Below are 23,569 nucleotides of genomic sequence, written 5' to 3'. Positions count from 1 at the left end.
CAGGAGGATGGTCGCGACGGGCCGACGGATAAAGAGCGTCGAGTTCACGACTTATCCTCCGCCGGCTTGTCGGCTGTCGCCACGGGGCCGCCGTCCGCCGGCTGGGGCGCGGCCTCCTTCACCTCGACGCGCGCGCCAGCCCGCAGACCGCCCTGCCCTTCGGTGACGACGCGCTCGCCCGCCTTGAGGCCGGCCGAGAGCCCCGCCTCGTCGCCGACCCTCAGGGCCAAGGTGACGGGACGCACCTCGACCGTGTTGTCGGCGCCCACCACGTAGACCGCGGAGCCGTCCTCGCGCGGCTCGACCGCGACCCCCGGCACCAGCACGAGCCCGCTCTCGACGCCGGCCTGGGCGCGCACGGCGATCGACTGGCCGGGCACGAGCGCGCCGTCGTCGTTGCCAAGGCGCGCGCGCAGGCGGATCGTGCCGGACTCCTGGTCGATGGCGTTGTCGATGAACACCACCGGGCCGGTCCGGGCAGGCGTGCTGTCGCCGGGCGGGTCGATGGTCGCCTGAAGCGTACCGGCCTTCAGCGAGGCCTGAAGGAGGTCGAGGTCGTTCTCGGGCAGCGAGAACTCGGCCAGGACGGGCGAGACCTGCGTCAGCGTCGCGATCGCGGTGCCCGGCGTCACGAGCGTGCCGAGCGAGGGCGAGATAACGCCGAGCCGCCCGTTGAAGGGCGCGCGCACCTGCGTCTTGTCGAGGGCCACCTGATCGGCAGCGAGCGCGGCGCGGTCCACCGCGACCGTGGCGGTCGCGCTGCGCACCGCCGTGCGGGCGTCGTCGCCCGCCTGGCTGGTGGCCGCGCCCGACGCGACGAGGCGCTCGATCCGGGCCAGCGAGTCGTTGGCGGCGTCCAGCGTCGCCTGGTCGCGGGCCACCGCCGCCTCGTCCTTGGCGACCAGCGCCCCGGCGGAGCGGTCGTCGAGCCGGGCCACGAGGTCACCCGCCTTGACGACGGCGCCGTCGCCGACAGCGATCTCGGCGACCGTGCCGGCCGTCTCGCTGGTCAGCACCGTCGAGGCGACGGGCCGCACCCAGCCGATCGAGTCGCGCAGGATCGGCAGCGAGCCGTCCGCGGCGGTGGCGACCGCCACGGTGACGAGGCCGCCCTGCGAACGGCCACGTCCACCGCCGCCCTTGCCACCGGAGCCGCCCTGCCCGCCATCCTGCGCCGGCAGATACGCGGACAAGGCGGGCGGCAGGTAGGGCACCAGACGATCCCGCTCCACGACAGCGGCGACGATCAGGACCACAAGGGTGAGAATGAACCAGCGGCGCATGCGGCTCGATCCTTGCGGATCGCGCGACGGCGCGACCACTTCACCTGAATGTTATGGTCGCGTGATCGCCTGGGAAAGCGATGGTCGCCTTAAATTATCGCAATGCAACGACCTCAAGCCGCCGCCCGCTCCGTTGGCACGTAGTTGAGGACCGGCCCGAGCCAGCGCTCGACCTCGGCCACCGCCATGCCCTTACGCCGCGCGTAGTCCTCGACCTGGTCGCGCTCCACTTTGGCGACGCCGAAATAGTAGCTCGCGGGATGCGAGAGGTAGAGGCCCGACACCGAGGAGCCCGGCCACATGGCGTAAGACTCGGTGAGCTCGACGCCCGCCGCGTTTTGCGCGTCGAGCAATCCGAACAGCGTCACCTTCTCGGTGTGGTCGGGTTGGGCGGGATAGCCGGGCGCGGGACGGATGCCGTCGTACGGCTCGCCGATGAGGTCCTCGGGCGCGAAGCGCTCGTCGGTCGCGTATCCCCAGAGCTCGCGCCGCACCACCTCGTGCATCCGTTCCGCAAAGGCTTCGGCCAGACGGTCGGCTAGGGCTTTGACGAGGATCGCCGCGTAGTCGTCGTTCGCCTTGGCGAAGCGGTTGCTGATCGCCTCCTCCTGCGGGCCCGCCGTCACGACGAAGCCGCCGAGATAGTCGGCGAGCCCCGTCTCCAGCGGCGCCACGAAGTCGGCAAGCGCGGCGTTCGGCCGATCGGTCCGCTTGGCGATCTGCTGGCGCAGCGTGAAGAAGGTCGCAAGCTCCTCGTCTCGCGCCTCGTCGGCAAAGAGGCGGATGTCGTCGCCGACCGCGTTCGCCGGCCAGAAGCCGACCACCGCGCGCGGGTTGAACCACCGCTCCTCGACGATCTGCTTCAGCATGGCTTGCGCGTCGGCGAAGAGCTGGCGCGCGGCCTCGCCCTGTTTCTCGTCCTCGAGGATCGCGGGATAGCGGCCCTTCAGCTCCCAGGTCTGGAAAAAGGGCGTCCAGTCGATGTAGCGCGTGAGCTCGGCAAGATCCCACGTTTCGAAGACGCGGGTGCCGAGGAAGCTCGGGCGCGGCGGCCGGTAGTCCGTCCAATCGATCGCGACGCCGTTGGCGCGCGCCTCGACAAGCGGCATGCGCCGCTTCTCGGCCTCGGAGCGGGCATGCGCCTCGGCGACCTTCCGGTACTCGGCACGGATGCCGTCCGCGTAGCTCTCCCGCGTCTCGGGCGAGAGCAGCGCGGACACGACGCCCACGGCGCGGCTGGCGTCGGTCACGTAGACCGTCTGGCCCCGATGATAGCGCGGGTCGATCTTCACGGCCGTATGCACGCGGCTCGTCGTGGCGCCGCCGATGAGGAGCGGGATGTCGAGCCCCTCGCGCTCCATCTCGGCCGCCACGTGCACCATCTCGTCGAGCGAGGGCGTGATCAGCCCGGACAGGCCGATCACGTCGACCTGCCGCTCTCGCGCCGTTTGGAGGATCTTGGCGGCCGGCACCATGACGCCGAGGTCGATCACCTCGTAGTTGTTGCAGCCGAGCACGACGCCGACGATGTTCTTGCCGATGTCGTGCACGTCGCCCTTCACGGTCGCCATCAGGATACGGCCGGCGGTGGAGCGCTCCGAGCCCCCGTTCAGCCGCTTCTCCTCCTCCATGAAGGGCAGGAGATGGGCGACCGCCTGCTTCATGACGCGCGCGGACTTCACCACCTGCGGCAGGAACATCTTGCCCGAGCCGAAGAGGTCGCCGACCGTGTTCATGCCCGCCATGAGCGGACCCTCGATCACGTGGAGCGGACGCTCGGACCGGAGGCGGGCCTCTTCCGTGTCGGCCTCGATGAACTCGGTGATGCCGTTGACGAGAGCATGGGCCAGGCGCGCCTCGACCGGACCCTCGCGCCACGAGAGATCCTTGGCCTTCGCCTCGCGCCCGCCCTGGCCCTTGGTGCGCTCGGCGAGCTCCAGCAAGCGCTCGGTCGGCGACTGGCCGCCTCGGCCGGGACGGTCGAGCACGACGTCCTCACAGGCCTCACGCAGCTCGGGGTCGATCGCGTCGTAGACCGCCAGCTGGCCCGCGTTGACGATGCCCATGTCCATGCCCGCCTGGATGGCGTGGTAGAGGAACACGGCGTGCATGGCCTCGCGCACGGGCTCGTTGCCGCGGAACGAGAAGGACAGGTTCGACACGCCGCCCGATACATGGGCATGCGGAAGCTGTTCGCGGATGAAGCGCGCGGCCTCGATAAAGGCGACGCCGTAGCCGTCGTGCTCCTCGATGCCGGTCGCGACCGCGAAGACGTTGGGGTCGAAGACGATGTCCTCGGGCGGAAAACCGTCGGCGACGAGAAGATCGTAGGCGCGCCGGCAGATCGCCTGCTTACGCTCCAGCGTGTCGGCCTGGCCCTCCTCGTCGAAGGCCATGACGACCACGGCCGCGCCGTAGAGGCGGCACAGGCGCGCGTGCTCGAGGAAGCTCTCCACCCCCTCCTTCATGGAGATCGAGTTGACGATCGGCTTGCCCTGGACGCACTGGAGCCCGGCCTCGATCACCTCCCACTTCGACGAGTCGATCATCACCGGCACGCGGGCGATGTCGGGCTCGGCGGCGACGAGGTTCAGGAAGTCGACCATCGCCTTGCGCGAGTCGATCAGGCCCTCGTCCATGTTGACGTCGATCACCACAGCGCCGTTCGCCACCTGCTCGCGCGCGACCTCGAGCGCGGCCGGGTAGTCGCCGGCCGTGACGAGCTTGCGGAATCGGGCCGAGCCCGTGACGTTGGTGCGCTCGCCGACGTTCACGAAGGGTATGTCGCTCGTCAGCGCGAAGGGCTCGAGGCCCGACAGGCGCATCACGGGATGGAGCTTGGGAACCTCACGCGTCCGCAGGCCCGCGACGGCGTCGGCGATCGCGCGGATGTGCTCAGGGGTAGACCCGCAGCAGCCGCCCACCACGTTGATCAGGCCCTCTTCAGCAAAGCCGCGCACCTGCCGCGCCATCGCGTCCGGCGTCTCGTCGTACTGGCCGAACTCATTGGGCAGACCCGCGTTGGGATAGGCGCAAAGGAACGTGTCGGCGACGCCGGACAGCTCGGCGAGATGCGGGCGCATGGCCTCGGCGCCGAGCGCGCAGTTCAGGCCGATCGTGAACGGCTTGGCGTGGCGCACGGAGTGCCAGAAGGCGGTCGGCGTCTGGCCCGACAGGGTGCGGCCCGACAGGTCGGTGATCGTCCCCGAGATCATCACGGGCAGGCGGATGCGCGCCTCCGCAAACACCTCTTCGGCGGCGAAGATCGCGGCCTTGGCGTTCAGCGTGTCGAAGATCGTCTCGATCAGGACGATGTCGGAGCCGCCGTCGACGAGGCCCCGGATCTGCTGGGCATAGGCCTCGCGCAGCTGATCGAACGTGACGGCGCGAAAGCCGGGATCGTTGACGTCGGGCGAGATCGAGGCCGTCCGGTTCGTCGGGCCGACCGCGCCCGCCACGAAGCGCCGGCGCCCGTCCGCCTCCTCCGCGCGGATGGCGGCGCGGCGGGCGACCGCCGCCCCCTCCCGGTTCATCTCGTAGACCACCGCCTCCATCTGGTAGTCGGCCTGCGCGATCGTGGTGCCCGAGAACGTGTTGGTCTCGACGATGTCGGCGCCCGCCATGAGATAGGCGAAGTGGATGTCCTCGATGGCACGCGGCTGGGTCAGGACGAGAAGGTCGTTGTTGCCCTGAAGATGGCACGCGCAGTCACCGAAGCGGTCGCCTCGGAAATGCTCCTCGCCCAGACCCAACCCTTGAATCTGCGTGCCCATCGCGCCGTCGAGGATGAGGATGCGCTCGCGCGCCGCCTTGCGCAGCGCGGTCATCGGATCGTCGCGGTGGCTCGCGCGCGGGGCGAACAGGGTCTCGGAAGCGCTCGACATGGCGGACTCGCAAGGCTGACCGGCGTCCCGGCGGGCAGCCGTCCGAGACATATAAGGATGTCCTTATATGATACGGCAAGGCTTGGCGAGCGAGGGCATGGCGCTCGCGAGGCCGCGCCTTAGATGCGCCGGGGCTGGCGCGCGGGGCGGCCGGCGGCGGATCACGGGAGCGGACGGGCGAGATGGTGGACTGGTCGTGGCGGGCCCTGCGCCGGAACACCCTGACGACGCCCGTTCTCCTGCGCTCGATCCCGGTCGGTGTCGTGATCGCGGCGGGCGTGCTCGCCACGGGCTGGACGCACCGGCTGCTCGCCGACCACCAGGATCTGGTTGTCCATACCTTCCAGGCGATCGACAACACCAAGGACGTCCTGATCGGGCTCGACGATGCGGAAACGGGCCAGCGCGGATACCTCCTCAGCGGCGACCGGCGTTATCTCGAACCCTACGACAAGGCGCTGGGACGCTTGTGGCGCCTGCGCGGCGAGCTGCGCTCGCACATTTCCGACAACGCCGCGCAGGTCGCGCGCGTGACCGCGCTCGACACGCTGGTGGACACGAAGCTGGCGGAGCTCAAGGACTCCATCGCGCTCCACGACACACAAGGGTTCCAGGCCGCGCGCGATCGCGAGATCGCCATGATGGAGCGCGCCACGATGGACCGCATCCGCGCCGTGATCGGCGAGATCACGCGCGGCGAGACCACGCTGCTGGCCGAGCGGCAGAGCGAGGTCGACCGGGACGAGCGGCGCATCCGCTGGGTGGCGGTCGCGATCGCCCTCGCCTCGTTTCTGACGCGGGCCGGCGTCGAGATCTATCTGGCGCGGCGCGAGCGCCGGCGGGACGCGCAGGAGGGGGCTCCGCCGGCTCTCGCGTCCTCTAGCCTCGCGCTTCGACGAGCCGATCAAGGAAGCGCGCGACGCCGTCGTCCTGGTTTGTGGTGGTGACGAGGCGCGCGGCCGCACGCACCGCGTCCGGCGCCTGACCCATCGCGACACCGATCCCGGCTCGGCGCAGCATCGGCACGTCGTTCGCCATGTCGCCGATCGCGGCCGTGTGGGCGAGGTCGACGCCGGCGGCGCGCGCCAGGAAGCTGACGCCGTCGCCCTTGTTGGCGGCGGGCGCGGTGACGTCCAGGAAGTAGTGCTGCGATCGGATCACGTTGGCCGCCGCCCCGAGCGCGGCGCCGACGGAGGCTTCCAGCCCGGCCACGAGATCGAAGCGCTCCGACACGCCGACGACCTTGTCGGCGCGTGCGAGAAAGGGCGCGAAGTCGGGAACGACGCTCGGGTCGAGCCGGGCGGCGCGGCGCTCGCGGTCGTCGTAGGGCGTCGGCTGGCCGCGCGTCAGCCATCGTCCGTCGGCGAACAGCCAGACCGGAACGCCGGCCTCGTCCAGCATCTCGACGGTGCGGCGCGCGGCCGCCTCGTCCAGCCGGTGGGCCTCGATCACCTCGCCGCCCGGGCGGAACAGCGTGCCGCCGTTGAAGGCGCCGACCGCCGTCTCGATGCCGAGCCGCTCCACGAGTTCGCCCAGGCCGCTCGCCGGCCGCGCGCTGATCAGCGTGAAGAGGATGCCCGCCGCTTCCGCCCGGCGCACGGCCCGAAGCGTGGCCTCGCTCAGGGACTTGTCGTCGCGCACCAGCGTGCCGTCGATGTCGGACACGACGAGGCGGACGGCGGCCAGTTCCTCGCGGCTCGGCTCCGGGCGGCGGGGTTCCGGCGTCATTATTGCGGGATCTCGACGTGCCCGCCGAAGCCGTAGCGCATGGCCGACAGCATCTTGTCGCCGAAGGTCGCCATCTGGCGCGAGCGATAGCGGGCATAAAGGGCGGCCGACAGGACGTTCACCGGCACGGCCTCCTCCATGGCGGCCTCCAGCGTCCAGCGGCCCTCGCCCGAGTCGGCGACGTTACCCGAGAAATGGTCGAGGTTCCGGTCGCCCGCCAGGGCGATCGCGGTGAGGTCGAGGAGCCAGGACGAGATCACCGAACCGCGACGCCAGACCTCCGCGATGTCGGGAAGGTTCAGGTCGAAGCGCTCGTCCTCGGGCAGGAGATGCGAGTTCTTGGTCTTCAGGATATCGAAGCCCTCGGCATAGGCCTGCATGAGGCCGTACTCGATGCCGTTGTGGACCATCTTCACGAAGTGGCCGGCACCCGCCGGACCCGCGTGGATGTAGCCGCGCTCGGCGCGCGTGTCCTCGGCGTGGCGTCCGCGCGTGCGCTCGATGTCGCCGGCGCCGGGCGCGAGCGCGTCGAAGATCGGGTCGAGTTCGCGCACCGTCGCGTCGGGTCCGCCGATCATCATGCAGTAGCCGCGCTCCAGCCCCCACACGCCGCCCGAGGTCCCCACGTCGATGTAGTGGATGCCCTTTTCGGACAGCTCCTTCGCGCGGCGGATGTCGTCCTTGTAGAAGGTGTTGCCGCCATCGATGATGACGTCGCCTTCCGAGGCGAGGCCGGCGAGATCCCGGATCGCGGTCTCGGTCGGCTCGCCCGCCGGCAGCATGACCCAGAAGACGCGGCGTCCCGAGAAGCCGGATGCCAGTTCCTCCAGCGAGCCGGCGCCCCGGGCGCCTTCGCCGCTCAGCGCCGAAACGGTCTCGGCGGACCGGTCGTAAACCAGGCACTCGTGCCCGTGGCTCATCAGGCGGCGTGCGATGTTGCCGCCCATCCGGCCGAGGCCGATGATCGCGATCTGCATGGGGGAGGTCCTTGCGATGGCAGTCGTGGAAAGCAACCGGCGCCCTCGAAGGGGCGCCGGCCGGGTGGTGGATGTCTTAGGAGCGGCCCGCGGCCAACTGTTCGCGGGCGAGTTTCAGGACGTTGTCGACCGTGAAGCCGAACTTCTCCTGCAGCTTGGCGATCGGGGCCGACGCGCCGAAGGTCGTCATGACGACCTTGGCACCCTTGGCGCCGCTGTAGCGGTCCCAGCCGAGCGAGCCGCCCTGCTCCACCGCCACGCGCGCCATGACGTCGGGCGGCAGGACCTCGTCGCGATACGCCTGATCCTGCTTCTCGAAGAGGTGCCAGGAGGGCATGGACACGACGCGCGACTTCACGCCTTCGGCCAGGAGCTTCTCGTGCGCCTCGACGCAGAGCGAGATCTCCGAGCCCGTGCCGATCAGGATCACGTCCGGGCGCTCGTTCGCCGAACCCGCCAGGATGTAGGCGCCGCGCTTGAGACCGGAGGCCGCCGCATACTTCGAGCGGTCGAGCGTCGGCAACGGCTGGCGCGACAGGATCAGGGCCGCCGGCTCGTGGGTCTGCTCCATCGCCACGCGCCAGGCTTCCGCCGTCTCGTTGGCGTCCGCCGGGCGGATGGTGTTGAGGCCCGGAATGGCGCGCAGGCTCATCATCTGCTCGATGGGCTGGTGCGTGGGACCATCCTCGCCGACGCCGATCGAGTCATGGGTGAACACCCAGATCACCGGCAGCTCCATGATCGCCGACAGGCGCACGGGCGCGCGCATGTAGTCGGAGAACACGAGGAAGGTGGAGGCGTAGGCCTTGAGGTAGGTCAGCGCCATGCCGTTCGCGATCGCGCCCATGGCGTGCTCGCGGATGCCGAAATGAAGGTTCCGGCCGCCGTAGTTGTCGGCGCCGAACGAGCCGACGTCGCCGTTGATCATCGTCTTGTTGGACGGGGCGAGATCGGCCGAGCCGCCCACCAGATAGGGCACGGTGGAGGCGATCGCGTTCAGCACCTTGCCGCCCGCATCGCGCGAGGCCACGCCCTTGGCGTCGGCCTCGAAGGTCGGGATCGCCTCGTCCCAGCCCTCGATCAGCTTGCCGCGACGCATGGCGTCGACCTCGGCGGCGAGCGCGGGATGGGCCGCGCGGTAGCGCTCGAAGTCGGCCTCCCACTTCTCGCGGGCGGCGCGCCCGCGCTCCTCGACCGCGGCGCGGAAGCCCTCCTGGACGCCGTCCGGCACCAGGAAGCTTTCGTTCTCGGGCCAGCCGTAGAACTTCTTGGCGCCCACCACGTCCTCGGCGTTGAACGCCTCGCCGTGCGCCTTGGCGGTGCCCTGCTGCTTTTGGAGGCCGTAGCCGATGATCGTGTCGACGACGATCAGCGTCGGGCGGTCGTCGGTTTGTCGGAACTCGGCCACCGCCTTGCGGATGGCATCGAGGTCGTTGCCGTCGGAGACGTGCAGCGTCTTCCAGCCGTAGGCGCGGAAGCGCTCGGCTACGTCCTCGGAGAAGGCGAGGTCGGTGTGGCCCTCGATCGAGACGCGGTTGTTGTCGTAGATCCAGCAGAGATTCGAGAGCTTCAGGTGGCCGGCGAGCGAGGCGGCCTCGGAGGAGACGCCCTCCATCATGTCGCCGTCGCCGCACAGGACGATCACATCGTGGTCGAAGATCGTGGCTTCCGGCTTGTTGTAGCGGGCGGCGAGATAGCGCTCGGCGAGCGCCATGCCGACCGAGTTGCCGCAGCCCTGGCCGAGCGGACCGGTGGTGGTCTCGACGCCGGTGGTCATCCGGTACTCGGGATGCCCCGGGGTCTTCGAGGACAGCTGGCGGAACTGCTTGATATCGTCGAGCGAGACGGCGGGCTTGCCGGTCTTGTTTCCATCGGCGTCGATCTCCTCGATGCCGGCGAGATGCAGCACCGAGTAGAGCAGCATCGAGCCGTGGCCGACCGACAGGACGAAGCGGTCCCGGTTCGGCCAGTCGGGCTGGGCCGGATCCGTGCGCAGGAACTCGGTCCAGACCGTGTAGGCGACGGGGGCGAGGCCGAGCGGCGCGCCCACGTGGCCGGAATGGGCCTTCAGGACGGCGTCCATGGACAGGGTGCGGATCGTGTCGATCGCGGCCTGGGCCATGTCGTTGCCGCCGCCGGGCTCGGTGGTCGATCGGATCGCGCTCATGCGGCCATGTCCTTTCGCGTCAAAGGAGCCCAGCAAGCCGGCACGGAAGTGGCGCAGCCGATGGGGTCCGTCGCAGATGTGCCCTCAAGGGTGGGGCGCCCGGCGCCCAAGTCGATGGGGCCGCGCGCGTGAAAGCATGGGTGGCTCCCGCGCCGCAAGCGCCGGAGACGCGCCGCTCAGGCGGCGCGGCCGAGAAAACGCCCGTCCGCCGCGTCCAGAAGCCGGCGGATGCGCGTGACCTCCTGCGTCTCGTCCGGCGCGCAGTTCGCATAGGTCAGCTTTTCGCCCGCGCGAATCGGCTGCGTGACGCGTCCGCCCTCGGCCAGGCCGATCGGCAGCGCTTGCGCCGCGCGCGCGTCCTCCCAGGTCATGGCGAAGCCGCGATACTCGGTTTCGCCGATGCGCCCCAGGCGCTCGCCGGGCGCAAGGTCGCGCTTGGCCACCGCCGCGCATTCGGCGACGGGGCGGTCCAGCGGCTCCATGTGCGGCACGCCGCGCATCACGGCGTGGACCGCCGAGAGCGGCACCTCGAGCGAGGTCAGGTGGAAGGGCCGGATCAGCGCGAAGCAGGGGCCGGGCCCGACCTTGAGGTCGGCAATGCGCTCCAGGACGCGCGGATGCTTCGGCTTCACGATGCAGAAGACGCCGGGCGCGACGCCCCGGCCGATCGTGTAGTCGACGACGCCCGAGCGCGAGAGGATGCCGCCGTCGGCCTTGGTGCACAGGACCTGCGCGAGGTCGTCGATCGTGGCGTTCGGACCGTGCATGCCCGGCTTGTCGGGCACGAGCCCGGTGGCGTTGGCGATCGCCACCATCTCGACCATGGTCTTGGTGCCGTCCACGAACTCCACCAGCATGCGGGCGTTCATGTTGCGGCGCGCGGCCTCGGCCTCGTAGTCGGCGGGCACGGCCGAGAAGTCGAGCGCGTTGTTCTTGCCCTTGCCGGCCGCCACGATCTCGAGGCCGAGAGACTGGGCGAGGCCGATCAGCTCCAGCGTCGCGTGCGGCTCGTCGCCGGCCGCCCCCGTGTAGACGACGCCCGCCGCCCGCGCCTCGGCCGCCAGATGGCGACCGATCGTGATGTCGGCCTCGACGTTCATCATCACGACATGGCGCCCATAGCGGATCGCCTCCAGCGCCAGCACCGTTCCGACGCTGGGGGATCCGGTGGCGTCGATCACCGCATCGACGCGGCCCGCCGCGCAGAAGGTGCGGAAATCCTCCACGATCGCGACCCGGCCCGTCTCGATCGCCCGGTTCACGCCGTCCGTGTCGCGCACGCGCACCGATTCGTCCGGCCCGTAGCCGGCGAAGGCGAGCACCGCCTCGGCATGGTCGGGGCGCGAGGTCGAGAGCGCGCCGAGCCGCACGCCCGGCATGAGGCGCAGCTGCACCATGAGATCGGTGCCCATCTGGCCCGCGCCCGCCACGCCGATCGTGACCGGTCCGCTCCGCTCCGCATGGGCCACCAGTTCCGCCGCCAGTCCGACCCGCGCGATCTCGTGCATTCCGTCTTCTCCCGTGGCGCCCGCTCCGCGAGCGGGCCGCGCCAGACGCATAGCCGCGGGGACCCATAGGCGGCAACCAAGGCTCGCCGTGGTCGCGGCGCGTTTGAGAATTTGCCGCGGTGGCTCTAGTCTGCGCCGCAGATGCCGGCGCGGGCCGGGGCGAGAGACGGCCGGCGCATGCGCATGCTCCTGGTGGAGGACAACGAGGGCCTGGGCGAGGCGGTGAACCACCACCTTCGGGTCTCGGGCCATTCCGTGGAATGGGTCCGCACGGGCGAGGACGCCTGGGAGGCGCTGTCGCTGGAGCCGTTCGACGCGGTGATCCTCGACCTGACGCTGCCCGGCCGCGACGGCTTGTCGGTGATCGCGCAGATGCGGCGCGAGCGCGTCGGCACCCCGGTTCTCGTGGTCACGGCCCGCTCCGAGATCGACGACAAGATCAGCCTCCTCGACCAGGGCGCCGACGACTACCTCGTGAAGCCCTTCGACCTGCGCGAGCTCGACGCGCGGCTGCGCGCGCTTCTGCGCCGGCAGGCGGGGCAGACGACCAGCCTCGCGCGCTTCGGCGACCTCAGCCTCGACGCGGCAGGGCGGCTCGTGCGGGTCGGCGAGGCGACGGTGGATCTCGGCCGACGCGAGTTCCGCCTGCTCGAGATCCTTCTGTCGCGGCCCGGCGTCGTGGTGCAGAAGGAGAGCCTGATGACGCAACTCTTCTCGTTCGACGAGCCGGTCTCGACCAACGCGCTGGAACTCTACGTCTCACGCCTTCGCCGCAAGCTGGAGGGCTCGCGCGTCGAGATCGTGACCGTGCGCGGCACCGGCTACGTCGCGCGGGTGCCGCCGGCGACATGAGGCTCCCTCCGCGTCCCGTCTCGATCCGCCGCCGCATCCTCGTGGCGGCGTCCGCGCTGCTTCTCCTGGCCGCGCTGCTTCTGGTCGCCTTTATCCGCGACTATGCCGAGCGCGCCTCCGACCGCGCGTTCGACCGCCTTCTGGCGGCCTCGGCGCTCACGATCGCGGGCGCCGTCCAGATCGAGGGCGGCGGCGTCACCGTGGAGCTGCCGCTCGCCTCGTTCGCGATGTTCTCGGGCGAGGATCGCGTCTTCTACGCGGTGGACGCCCCCGACGGGCGTAACGTCACCGGCTATCCGGACCTGTCGGCGGGCCTCGCGCCGGCCGGCGACTCCGATCCGGTCTTCGCGGACGGCCGGTTCGGGGGCGAGCGCGTGCGCATCGCGACCGTCGGCCGGCTCGTGTCCACGGCTGGCGGCACGGGATGGGTGACGATCCGCGTGGCCGAGACCGCGGTGGAGCGGGCCGCGCTCGCCGCCGAGATCCGGAACCGCGCGCTCCTGCCGGTGGCGGCGATGACGCTTCTGGCGCTCGCGCTTCTCTGGTTCGGCATCGGCCGGGCCTTCGCTCCGCTCAACGTCCTCGAGGCGCACCTGCGCGGCCGCGAGCCCGACCAGCTGGCTCCGATCGACCTGCCGGTTCCCCAGGAGGTGCGTCAGCTCGTGCTGGCGCTGAACGGCTTCATGGGGCGTCTCGCCTCGGCGCGCGAACGCCTGGAGGGACTCGTGGCCGACGCCGCGCATCAGGTGCGCACGCCCCTGGCCTCGCTGCGCGCCCAGGCCGAGATGGCGCGCGGCGAGCGGGACGCGGCGCTTCTGCGCGCCCAGGTCGCCCGCATCCACGACGGGGCCGTGCAGGCAAGCGACCTCGTCTCGCAACTCCTGATGGACGCCACCATCACCCATCGCCTGGAGGTGCGGCCGAGCGAGCCGACCTCGCTCGCGCAGATCGTCGACGAGGTGATCGGCCGGCTCGACCCCGCGAGCGAGGACCGCGTCGCGCTGGACATCGCGCCCGAGCTGATGGGGATCGGCATCGGGTCGGACCGCGTGGCGCTGCGGGAGATGCTGCGCAACCTCGTCGACAACGCGCTTCGCTACAGCGACGGAGCGGTGCTGATCACGGCCGCCGCCATCGGCGAGCAGCTGGAGATCGACGTCCTCGACCGGGGACCGGGCGTTCCGGACGAGGAAAAGGAGGCCGTGTTCGAGCGGTTCCGGCGCGGCACCACGTCGGGCGGGCGTCATGGGTCGGGCCTCGGGCTTGCGATCGTGCGGCGCGTCGCGCAGGCGCAGGGCGGCGAGGTGCGGCTGGAGGATCGCGCGGGCGGCGGGTTGCGCGTGCGCCTCGCCCTGCCGCTGCGGGCCGCGCCCGTTCCGGCCCGCCCGGCACGCGCGCCGGGCCTTGCAACGGTTGTCCTGGTTCTCGCGGCGCTTCTTCTGGCGTCGCCCGCGCTCGCGCGCACCGCCACCGCCTATCCCGCGCCCGACGGCTCGCAAACCACGCGCCTGTCGATTCTGGGCGCCACCGACACGGCGCTCTTCTCCGCCCTCGTGCGCGGCTTCCAGGAGACGCGACCCGACGTTTCGGTGGACTACGTGGAGGACGAGACCCGGCCGATCTTCGAGGAGCTCGTGGCAGGACGGACGCCCGTGCCCGATCTCGTGATGAGCTCGGCCTCCGACCTCCAGGTCAAGCTCGTCAACGACGGTTTCGCACGGCGCCTGTCGCCCCCGCACGCCGTTCTCCTGCCGGAATGGGCGCAGTGGCGCTCGTCGGTCTTCGGCGTCAGCTTCGAGCCCGCCGTGATCGTCTACAATCCCGATCTCGTGTCGCCGGCCGAGGTGCCGCGCACGCACCTGGCGCTCGCCGAACTCCTGGAAACCGAGGGCCCGCGCTTTGCCGGGCGCATCGCGACCTACGACGTCGCGCGCTCGGGCGTCGGCTACATGCTCGCCTCGCAGGATGCGGCGATCTCCTCGTACTTCTGGCGCCTGGCCAGCGCCTTCGGCCGCGTGGGCGCGCGCGTCAGCGGCGCGAGCCCCGAGATCCTCGACCGGATCGAGAGCGGCGAGATCGCGATCGGCTACAACGTGCTCGGATCCTACGCCTTCGCGCGCCAGGCGGCGGGCGCGCGCATCGGCATCGCGGTGCCGGACGACTACGTCCTCGTGCTCAGCCGCTCGCTGCTCGTGCCCCGGGATGCCCGACGGGCGGACCTGGCCGAAAGCTTCGTCGACTTCGCCTTCTCGCCCGCCGGCCAGCGCATCCTGGCCGGCCCGGCGGCGCTCGGCTCGGTGGTTGCAGGCACCGAAGGCCCCTGGACGGCGGAGCGCATCACCGCGCTCGGGCGGGGCGCGGTGCAGCCGATCGCGCTCGGCCCCTCGCTCCTGGTCGGGCTCGACCGGCAGCGCCGCGACCGGTTTCTGGAGACATGGCGCGAGATCGTCTCGCCCGAGTCCGCGGGACGTGCCATGGTGGCTCCCTGACCGATCAGGGGCGTGACAGGTTTTTGACAGGAAGGCGGGATAGCTTGCCGACCGACCGGGGGCTTGGGAGGGCTCGGCCGCGCATGCCATCGGCATCCGGCAACGGTGGGTCCGCTTCTTGTGCCGGCCTCTCGTCTTTCACCTCCAGGCCCCTTCCAGACCATGCCGGCGCCCGGTCGAAGCGCCCCGGCGCACCAGGGAGGACTACTGACATGAAGACTGCATTCTGGGGTGGCCTCGTGGCCGCATGCCTGTCGTCGGCCGTGGCCTTCGCGCAGACCCCGTCCTACGAGATCATCGCGCCCGCCTCGCCCGGCGGCGGCTGGGACCAGACCGCCCGCGCCATGCAGGCGACGCTTCAGGATGCCAAGATCGCCGGCAACGTCCAGGTCGTGAACGTCCCGGGCGCCGGCGGCACGATCGGCCTCGCCCAGTTCGTGTCCTCGAAGTCCGGCAAGCCCGACTCGCTGCTCGTCGGCGGCTACGTCATGGTGGGCGCCATCCTCACCAACCGCTCGCCCGTGACCCTCGACCAGGTGACCCCGATCGCGCGCCTCACCGGCGAGGACGAGGCGATCGTCGTCCCGGCCTCCTCGCCCTACCAGACCATCGCCGATCTCGTGAACGCCATGAAGGCCGATCCCGGCGCGGTGGCGATCGCCGGCGGCTCGGCGGGCGGCACCGACCATATCGCGGCCGGCCTTCTGGCGCAGACCGCGGGCGTCGACCCCAAGCTCATCAACTATATCGCCTTCTCGGGTGGCGGCGAGGCGCTGGCCGCGATCCTCGGCCAGCAGGTCGCCGCCGGCATTTCCGGCTACGGCGAGTTCGAATCCCAGGTGAAGGCCGGAACGCTGCGCCTTCTCGCCACCACCGGCGAAACGCGCGTTCCGGGCTCCGAGGCGCCGACCCTCAAGGAAGCCGGCCTCGACATGACGCTGCAGAACTGGCGCATGGTCGCCGCCGCTCCGGGCATCTCGGACGAGCAGAAGGCGCAGATCACCGCCGACATGGAGAAGATGTCGAACTCGCCCGAGTGGAAGGCCGTGCTCGAGCGCAACAACTGGCAGAACACGTTCCTGGCCGGCGACGCCTTCCAGACCGAGCTGAAGAAGAACATCGCCGACACCAAGGAGGTCCTCACCGCGATCGGTCTGGTTCAGTGACCCATCCGGTCTCCACGCAAGACGAGCGCCGCCCCGACCGGGCGGCGCTTCTGATCGGGGTGGCGCTCGGCATCCTCGGCGCGCTCGTGCTCCTGGATGCCCAGAGCGTGCGCGGCGGCGCCTACGCCCGCATCGGCCCTGCGACCTTCCCGACGGTGATCGGCGCCTTTCTCGTGATCCTCTCCGTGTGGACGATGATCTCGGCCTGGCGCGGCCGTTTTCCCGAGCGCGAGCCGAGCGACACAGCCCCCGTGGTCTGGATCGTGGCGGGCCTGGCGTTGCAGCTCCTCCTGCTGCACCCCGCCGGCTTCTCGATCGCCACCGGCATCCTGTTCGCGCTCACCGCACGCGCCTTCGGCAAGCGGAAGCTCTGGATCTCGTTGCCTGCGGGCATCCTCTTCTCGCTCGCGATCTGGCTCCTGTTCACGCAGGTTCTGCGCCTGGCCCTGCCGGCCGGCCCGCTCGAGCAACTCTTCACCTGACCTGCGGCCCCGGCGCCGGCCGGAGCCTCCACCACGCCTGAACGCCGCCGCCGGGTCCCGCCCGGCACCAGACGGCCGCCGCGACGGGACCCGCCGATGGATACGTTCGCCCTTCTGGGCCAGGGGCTCCTCACCGCCCTCCAGCCCGCCTACCTCCTCTACGCCCTGATCGGCGTGACGCTCGGCACGGCCGTCGGCGTCCTGCCGGGCATCGGCCCGGCGCTGACCGTCGCGCTCCTTCTGCCGGTCACCTACCAGCTCGACGCCACGGGCTCGCTGATCATGTTCGCGGGCATCTACTACGGCGGCATGTACGGCGGATCGACGACCTCGATCCTCCTGAACACGCCGGGCGAATCGGCCTCGATCATCACGGCGCTGGAGGGCAACAAGATGGCCCGCAAGGGCCGCGGCGGACCGGCGCTGGCGACCGCCGCGATCGGTTCCTTCGTGGCGGGTCTGATCGCGACGCTGGGACTGGCCTTCCTCGCCCCCGTGATCGTGCGCTTCGCGCTCTCGTTCGGCCCGGCGGAATATTTCGCGCTGATGATCCTCGCCTTCGTCACGGTCTCGGCGGCCTTCGGCGACTCGGCGCTGCGCGGCCTCACCTCGCTCGCGCTCGGCCTGACGCTCGGGCTCGTCGGCATCGACCTTCAGACCGGCCAGGCGCGCCTCACCTTCAACCCGCTTCTTCAGACCCTGCGCGACTGGGCCGGCGATCCCGCCTCCTCGCTCGCCGGCCTGTGGGCGAGCCTGGCGTCCGGCCTCGGCGCGCTCTCGGCCAACCTTCTCGACGGCATCGAGGTGACGACGCTGGCGGTCGCTCTGTTCGCGATCGGCGAGGCGCTGGTGGTCGCGGCCACCGCCTCGCGCACGCCCGACACGATTGAGGCCGTGAAGGGCTCGCTCTGGATGACGAAGGAGGACTGGCGCCGGTCCTGGAAACCCTGGCTGCGGGGCACCGCGGTGGGCTTCCCGATCGGCGCCATGCCGGCCGGCGGCGCCGAGATCGGCACCTTCCTCTCCTACTCCATGGAAAAGAGCCTGACCAAGCACCCCGAGGAGTTCGGCAACGGCGCGATCGAAGGCGTGGCGGGTCCCGAGGCCGCCAACAACGCGTCGGCCGCTGGCACGCTGGTGCCGCTCCTGACGCTCGGTCTGCCGACCTCCGCGACCGCGGCCATCATGCTCGCCGCCTTCCAGCAGTTCGGCCTCCAGCCGGGACCGCTCCTGTTCGTCACCTCGCCGCAGCTCGTCTGGGGCCTCGTCGCCAGCCTTCTGGTCGCCAACCTGATGCTGGTGGTCCTGAACCTGCCGCTGGTCGGGCTCTGGGTGCGCCTGCTGACGATCCCGCGTCCCTGGCTCTACGCCGGCATCCTGGTCTTCGCGACGCTCGGCTGTATCGGCGCGAACCCCTCGGCCGTCGAGCTCGGCATGCTTCTGGCCTTCGGCCTGCTCGGCTACATGCTGCGCCGCTTCGGCTACCCGATCGCCCCGGTGGTGGTGGGCCTGATCCTCGGCCCCATGGCCGAGCAGCAGCTGCGCCGCGCGCTCGCCATCAGCCAGGGCGATCCGAGCGTGCTCGTGACCTCGCCGCTGGCGCTGGCGCTTCTCACGATCGCGCTTCTGGCGCTGGTCGTGCCGATGATCCTGCGCCTGCGCGGCCGCGGCAACGTGCTGGCGGCCATGGCGTCCGACGAAGACTGACGATCGCGTTCGAAACGAGCCATGCGAAAAGGGGCGGCCCGCCGGATGCGGACCGCCCCTTCTGTATCCTGGCTCCCTACCGACCCGGCGTACCGGGCCGTCAGGCTTTAGCGCTGGATGCCGTAGTACTTGTCGGCGTCGATGCCGACGCGCTTCAGGGCATCGCGGCTCGGGCGGCGACCGGCTTCCGCAGCGGCGGCGCAAGCGGCCGCTGCGCCGAACAGGTCGGTCAGGGCGCGGACGCGGCTGCCAAGGGTGCGGTTGCGGGCGGTCATCGAAGTTCTCCAGGGTTCAAGTGTTCGTCTCGTCGTCCACCCCAAGATGGTCTTGCGCGGCCGGAAGTTGCAGACGGTGGAATCGCCCGGCAGCCATGCGCGGATCGCATAACGCGCCGCCGCAGCGCCGCGAGTGGTCTGCGGTTCGATTGGAGCATCGATCACGGTTTCGGGAACCGAACCAACGGATGACCGTTGGCCGCAATTGATCTTGCGCCAGCCCGTCGCGGAGCCCGTTCTTGGATATCGTCACCTCGCAGATGCTGCGTCGCGCCCTGCCGCTGTTCACCGCGCTGGCGGTCAGCGTCCTGATCCTGACGGTAGGCTCGATCCTGTATCTCGGGCGCGAGATCTTCGTGCCCTTCGCGCTGGGCATTCTCCTGTCCTTCATCCTGGCGCCGATCGTCATCGCCCTGCAGAAGCGCCGCGTGCCGCGCATTCTCGCGGTCAGCATCGCGATGGTGACGGCCACGGCCCTGATCCTTGCGCTTGGTTTTGCGATCGCGATGCAGATCAGTGCGCTGGTCGGAGAGATCCCGACCTACCGCATCACGGTGCAACAGAAGATCGAGGCGCTCTCGCAGTCGGCGCAGGCGAGCGGCGACGGTCCCTGGAGCCGGGCCGTCCGGTCGCTGGAGGGCATGGCCGAGGACTTTCAGAACCTGGGAGCTCCCGCGACAAGCGCGGCGGCCGGCGCCGCGCCCGCAGTGCAGGCAGCCCCCCAGCCCATTCCGGTCGTGGTCCAGAACCAGGACTCGATCCTGTCCACGGCGACAACCGTGATCACGCCGCTCCTCAGCCCGCTCGCGACCTTCGGCATCGTGATCGTTTTCGCGATCTTCATTCTCCTCCAGAAGGAGGATCTGCGGAACCGTTTCATCCGCCTGGCGGGAACCGACGACCTCCAGCAGACGACGGCTGCGATCGACGACGCGGCCCATCGCCTGTCGCGACTCCTCTTGTTCCAGCTGGGCGTCAACGCCCTGTTCGGCGTCGTGACCGCGACCGGCCTCTGGTTTCTCGGCGTCCCCTCGCCGATCCTCTGGGGCATCCTCGGCGGCGTCCTGCGCTTCATCCCCTATGTCGGCGGCTTCGTGGGCGCAGGGCTCCCGATGCTGCTCGCCTTCGCGGTGGATCCCGGCTGGTCCATGATCATCTGGACGGCAATCCTCTACATTGGCGCCGAGGCGCTCCTGTCGAACGTCGTCGAGCCCGTTCTCTACGGCCACTCCACGGGCCTCTCGCCCGTGGCGATCCTCCTGGCCGCGACCGTCTGGACCCTTTTGTGGGGTGCGGTCGGCCTGATCCTCGCCACCCCGCTCACGATCTGCCTCGTGGTGCTGGGCCGCCACGTGCCGCGTCTGGAGTTCATCGACGTCATGCTGGGCGACCGGCCTGCGCTGATGCCGCCGCAGATCTTTTACCAGCGCATGCTGGCGGGCGCCCCCGAGGAGGCCGCCGAACAGGCGCGCGAGTTCCTGCGCGAGCGTGAGCTCGCCACCTACTACGACGAGGTCGCGCTGGAGGGATTGCGCATCGCCCACGAGGATGTCGCGCGTTTCGCGGTGAAGGAGGACCGGCTGGACACGCTGCGCGCCTCGACGCTGCGGCTGGTCGACAGCCTCAAGGGCGTCGGCGTGGCAGGCGTGTCCGCCCGTCGGCGCGCGGGAGCCGCCAAGCATCTGACGGCGGAGGCGGCCGCTGCCGTCGATGCCGCCGGTCCCGACCAGGCGGCGACGCGCATCGTCCAGCGGCGCGAGGATCTGGCGCCCGAATGGCAGGGCGAGACGCCCGTGATCTGCCTGTCGGGCGCCAACGCGCTGGACGAGGCGGTGACCGCGATGCTCGCCCAGGTGCTCAATCGGCATGGGCTGGGAACACGGCACGTGTCGCTCGCCGAGATGCGCAGAAACCCGCCCTCGCGCGAGGATGCGCAGGACGTCGCCCTCGTCTGCCTGTCGTTCATCGAGCCGCTGTCGACGGTTCATCTGCGCCAGGCCGTGCGACAGGTTCATCGCGTCGCGCCCAAGGCCCGCATCATGGTGGGCATCTGGCGGCAGCGCGATCCCGCCATGCTGCAGGACCTCAAGCGGCGGGTCCATGCGGATGCGCTGGTGACGACGCTGAACTCCGCGCTCGCCGCCGCGCTGGAACTCTCGAAGGGCAGGCCGAGCGTTCCCGTGCGCGAGGAACCCAAGCGCAAGGCGCCTCCGGAAGAGGCGACAAGGGTGGAGGCCGCCGCGCCCGTGCCCGCCTGACGGGAGCCCGGAACCCAGCCTTGCCCGTTTGGCGCGCTTGCGCTATAGGCCGCGCAGCCCGTCGCGGACACCCTTGGAGGCAGCGCGGGCGGGAAGCGGGCTCGGTCGAGCGCCGCTTTTCGTCGTTTCGGCCTCGCCGGGACGACCGCTCCGTATCCAAACACACGAGGACTTCGCCATGAGCGAGAGCTACACGGTCAAGGCCGAGGCGCGCGAGAAGGTCGGCAAGGGGGCCGCCAGACACCTGCGCCGCAACGGTCGCGTACCCGCCGTCATCTACGGCGACAAGCAGGAGCCCCTGCCCATCTCGGTCCCCTACAAGGAGACCTTCCTTCGCCTGCACGGCGGCGGCTTCCTGACCACGATCGCCACGATCGACGTCGGCGGCCGGCAGATCAAGGTGCTGCCGAAGGACTATCAGCTCGATGTCGTCAAGGACACGCTGACCCACGTCGACTACCTGCGCGTCTCGGACCGCACGGTGGTGACGGTGCGCGTGCCCGTTCACTTCGAGAACGAGGACGCGGCGCCCGGCATCAAGAGCAACGACGGCGTGCTCAACGTCGTGCACCACGACATCGAGATCGAGTGCCCGGCGCAGTCGATTCCGGACGGCTTCACGGTGGACCTCACGGGCCTCGAGATCGGCGGCGCGGTGCATGCGTCCGACCTCAAGCTTCCGCGCGGCGTCAAGCTGACATCGGACGAGGACTTCGTGGTCGCCACGATCGTTCCGCCGATGGCCGAGGAAGTCGACGAGCTCGACGCCGAGACGCCCGAGACCGAGGTCATCGAGCAGACCGACGCGACCGCCGAGGACGAGCCGAAGGCCGGCAACTGATCCAACGCGCGGCGGGCGGATCCCCTTCCGCCCGCCCGTCATCGCGAGGAGGCGGCACCCCATGCTTCTCTTGGTCGGCCTTGGCAATCCGGGCCCCGAGTATCGCGGTCACCGCCACAACATCGGCTTCATGGCGCTCGACGAGATCCAGCGCCTGCCCGGCTTCACGCCATGGACCAAGAAGTTCCAGGGCGAGACGAGCGAGGGCGAGGTCGCCGGTCGGCGCGTCCTTCTCCTGAAGCCCCAGACCTTCATGAACGACAGCGGCCGCTCGGTTCAGGCGGCGGCCAGCTTCCGCAAGATTCCGGTGTCCGATGTCGTGGTCTTCCACGACGAGCTCGATTTGCCCCCCGGCAAGGTGCGCGTGAAGACCGGCGGCGGCGCGGGCGGCCACAACGGCCTGCGCTCGATCGACCAGCATCTGGGTCGGGACTACCGGCGCGTGCGCCTCGGCATCGGCCATCCCGGCTCCAAGGAGCGCGTCACGGGCCATGTGCTCGGCGACTTCGCGAAAAGCGACCAGGCCTGGCTCGACGACCTCCTGCGCTCGGTGGTCCAGCATCTCGGCGCGCTGGTTGCAGGCGAGGACGCCCAGTTCATGAACCGCGTCGCACTCGACACCGGCGCCTCGGCCGAGCCGGAGGGCGCCAAGGGCTCGTCGGCCCCGCCGAAGGCCCGCGCCCAGAGCCACATCCGCCAGGCGCGCGGCGCCAAGCCCGCCCTTCCCGCGACGGGCCCCATGGCGGGCATGTTGAAGCGCCTCTTCGGTCAGGACTGACGCGTCTCGTCCGGCCGCCACCCCTTCTCGATTTTTCAGGAATACGTCCCATGGGCTTTCGCTGCGGCATCGTCGGCCTCCCCAACGTCGGCAAGTCGACCCTCTTCAACGCCCTGACCAAGACCGCCGCTGCGCAGGCCGCGAACTACCCGTTCTGCACGATCGAGCCCAATACCGGCGACGTCGGCGTGCCCGACGCGCGCCTCAAGGACATTGCGGCGATCGCCAAGTCCGCGCAGATCGTGCCGACGCGCATCACCTTCGTCGACATCGCCGGCCTTGTGCGCGGCGCCTCCAAGGGCGAGGGCCTCGGCAACCAGTTCCTCGCCAACATCCGCGAGGTGGACGCGATCGTCCATGTCCTGCGCTGCTTCGAGGACGACGACATCACCCATGTCGAGGGTCGCATCGATCCGGTGGCGGATGCCGAGACGGTGGAAACCGAGCTGATGCTCGCCGATCTCGAATCGATCGAGCGCCGCATCGTCGCCACGCGCAAGAAGGCCGCGTCCAAGGACAAGGAGTCGATGGCGCAGCTTCCCGTGATGGAGGCGGTGCTCGCCAAGCTCCAGAACGGCGAGCCGGCGCGCACGCTCCTCGCCGGCTTCGACGCCGAGGAGGCGCGCGAGCTGCGCGGCCTGAACCTTCTCACCTCGAAGCCCGTTCTCTACGTCTGCAACGTCGCCGAGGCGGATGCCGCAACCGGCAACCGCTATTCCGAGGCGGTCGCCGCGATGGCAGCCAGGCAGGGCGCCCGCTCGGTCGTGATCTCGGCGGCGATCGAGGCCGAGATCGCGCAGCTGCCCGAGGGCGAGGTCGGCGAATACCTGGAGGCCATGGGTCTCGACGAGCCGGGCCTCGACCGGCTGATCCGCGCCGGCTACGAACTGCTCAACCTCATCACCTACTTCACCGCAGGCCCGAAGGAGACACGCGCCTGGACCGTCAGGCGCGGCGCCAAGGCGCCCCAGGCGGCGGGCGTCATCCACACCGACTTCGAGAAGGGCTTCATCCGGGCCCAGACGATCGCGCTCGCCGACTACGTCTCGCTCGGCGGCGAGGTGGCGGCCAAGGAGGCCGGCCGTGCGCGCGACGAGGGCAAGGAATACGTCGTCCAGGACGGCGACGTCATGATGTTCAAGTTCAACGTCTGACGGCTGCTGACCGGCACGCT

17 protein-coding genes are annotated in these 23,569 nt (G+C 70.3%); 10 read left to right on the top strand and 7 right to left on the bottom strand.

Features of this window, described 5'->3' with window-relative positions; genetic code table 11:
* Positions 1-44: 44 nt before the first annotated feature.
* Both BLQ76_RS05225 and metH read right to left on the bottom strand, forming a co-directional pair.
* Entirely contained in the window at positions 45-1,283 is a 1,239-nt protein-coding gene (locus BLQ76_RS05225) for an efflux RND transporter periplasmic adaptor subunit (protein WP_090670043.1), read from the bottom strand.
* Positions 1,284-1,396: 113 nt separating this feature from the next.
* On the bottom strand, positions 1,397-5,167 hold the full coding sequence (metH, locus tag BLQ76_RS05220) for a methionine synthase (RefSeq protein ID WP_090670040.1): 3,771 nt from the start codon (positions 5,165-5,167) through the stop codon (positions 1,397-1,399).
* 182 nt (positions 5,168-5,349) lie between these two features.
* Between metH and BLQ76_RS05215 the strand changes: the two genes are divergently transcribed.
* Positions 5,350-6,114 carry a CHASE3 domain-containing protein gene (locus tag BLQ76_RS05215; protein WP_090670037.1) on the top strand — a complete coding sequence of 255 codons (765 nt, stop codon included), beginning with the start codon at positions 5,350-5,352 and terminating at the stop codon, positions 6,112-6,114.
* On the opposite strand, the gene BLQ76_RS05210 is transcribed toward BLQ76_RS05215, so the two are convergent.
* The 4 genes from BLQ76_RS05210 to BLQ76_RS05195 all read right to left on the bottom strand — a co-directional run bounded on the left by BLQ76_RS05210 (position 6,047) and on the right by BLQ76_RS05195 (position 11,547).
* A complete protein-coding gene (locus BLQ76_RS05210) occupies positions 6,047-6,895 on the bottom strand; it encodes a Cof-type HAD-IIB family hydrolase (protein ID WP_090670034.1) in 849 nt (282 codons plus the stop codon). The genes BLQ76_RS05215 and BLQ76_RS05210 overlap by 68 nt on opposite strands.
* Entirely contained in the window at positions 6,895-7,872 is a 978-nt protein-coding gene (gnd, locus tag BLQ76_RS05205; RefSeq protein ID WP_090670031.1) for a phosphogluconate dehydrogenase (NAD(+)-dependent, decarboxylating), read from the bottom strand. The genes BLQ76_RS05210 and gnd overlap by 1 nt, the downstream gene beginning before the upstream one ends.
* A 76-nt stretch (positions 7,873-7,948) precedes the next feature.
* A complete protein-coding gene (gene tkt, locus BLQ76_RS05200; protein ID WP_090670028.1) occupies positions 7,949-10,039 on the bottom strand; it encodes a transketolase in 2,091 nt (696 codons plus the stop codon).
* 176 nt (positions 10,040-10,215) lie between these two features.
* Positions 10,216-11,547, bottom strand: coding sequence for an NAD(P)H-dependent oxidoreductase (locus tag BLQ76_RS05195; protein WP_090670024.1), 1,332 nt, complete (start codon positions 11,545-11,547; stop codon positions 10,216-10,218).
* 177 nt (positions 11,548-11,724) lie between these two features.
* On the opposite strand from BLQ76_RS05195, the gene BLQ76_RS05190 reads away from it, so the two are divergent.
* The 5 genes from BLQ76_RS05190 to BLQ76_RS05170 all read left to right on the top strand — a co-directional run bounded on the left by BLQ76_RS05190 (position 11,725) and on the right by BLQ76_RS05170 (position 18,243).
* Entirely contained in the window at positions 11,725-12,399 is a 675-nt protein-coding gene (locus BLQ76_RS05190; RefSeq protein ID WP_090670021.1) for a response regulator transcription factor, read from the top strand.
* Positions 12,396-14,888 carry a sensor histidine kinase gene (locus BLQ76_RS05185; RefSeq protein WP_090670018.1) on the top strand — a complete coding sequence of 831 codons (2,493 nt, stop codon included), beginning with the start codon at positions 12,396-12,398 and terminating at the stop codon, positions 14,886-14,888. The genes BLQ76_RS05190 and BLQ76_RS05185 overlap by 4 nt, the downstream gene beginning before the upstream one ends.
* A 212-nt stretch (positions 14,889-15,100) precedes the next feature.
* Entirely contained in the window at positions 15,101-16,054 is a 954-nt protein-coding gene (locus BLQ76_RS05180) for a Bug family tripartite tricarboxylate transporter substrate binding protein (protein WP_090670015.1), read from the top strand.
* Positions 16,051-16,536: a tripartite tricarboxylate transporter TctB family protein gene (locus BLQ76_RS05175; RefSeq protein ID WP_090670012.1), complete on the top strand. Its 486-nt coding sequence runs from the start codon at positions 16,051-16,053 to the stop codon at positions 16,534-16,536. Before BLQ76_RS05180 ends, BLQ76_RS05175 begins: the two co-directional genes overlap by 4 nt.
* A gap of 96 nt (positions 16,537-16,632) precedes the next feature.
* Positions 16,633-18,243, top strand: coding sequence for a tripartite tricarboxylate transporter permease (locus BLQ76_RS05170; protein ID WP_090670011.1), 1,611 nt, complete (start codon positions 16,633-16,635; stop codon positions 18,241-18,243).
* A gap of 107 nt (positions 18,244-18,350) precedes the next feature.
* Here BLQ76_RS05170 and BLQ76_RS21970 read toward each other — a convergent pair whose 3' ends face one another.
* The gene (locus BLQ76_RS21970; protein WP_170842483.1) at positions 18,351-18,518 is read right to left on the bottom strand and encodes a hypothetical protein; all 168 of its coding nucleotides are present in this window, start codon (positions 18,516-18,518) and stop codon (positions 18,351-18,353) included.
* 239 nt (positions 18,519-18,757) lie between these two features.
* Between BLQ76_RS21970 and BLQ76_RS05165 the strand changes: the two genes are divergently transcribed.
* The 4 genes from BLQ76_RS05165 (at position 18,758) to ychF (ending at position 23,549) form a co-directional block, all read left to right on the top strand.
* The gene (locus BLQ76_RS05165; RefSeq protein ID WP_244519485.1) at positions 18,758-20,776 is read left to right on the top strand and encodes an AI-2E family transporter; all 2,019 of its coding nucleotides are present in this window, start codon (positions 18,758-18,760) and stop codon (positions 20,774-20,776) included.
* A 178-nt stretch (positions 20,777-20,954) separates the two neighbouring features.
* Entirely contained in the window at positions 20,955-21,617 is a 663-nt protein-coding gene (locus BLQ76_RS05160; RefSeq protein ID WP_090670009.1) for a 50S ribosomal protein L25/general stress protein Ctc, read from the top strand.
* Between the two features lie 61 nt (positions 21,618-21,678).
* Positions 21,679-22,395, top strand: a complete 717-nt coding sequence (pth, locus tag BLQ76_RS05155) for an aminoacyl-tRNA hydrolase (protein WP_090670006.1) — start codon at positions 21,679-21,681, stop codon at positions 22,393-22,395.
* A 50-nt stretch (positions 22,396-22,445) separates the two neighbouring features.
* Positions 22,446-23,549: a redox-regulated ATPase YchF gene (ychF, locus tag BLQ76_RS05150; RefSeq protein ID WP_090670001.1), complete on the top strand. Its 1,104-nt coding sequence runs from the start codon at positions 22,446-22,448 to the stop codon at positions 23,547-23,549.
* Positions 23,550-23,569 lie beyond the last annotated feature (20 nt).

The organism is Aureimonas jatrophae, assembly GCF_900104035.1.
Taxonomy (GTDB): domain Bacteria; phylum Pseudomonadota; class Alphaproteobacteria; order Rhizobiales; family Rhizobiaceae; genus Aureimonas; species Aureimonas jatrophae.
This window is presented reverse-complemented; position numbering and strand designations above follow the sequence as displayed.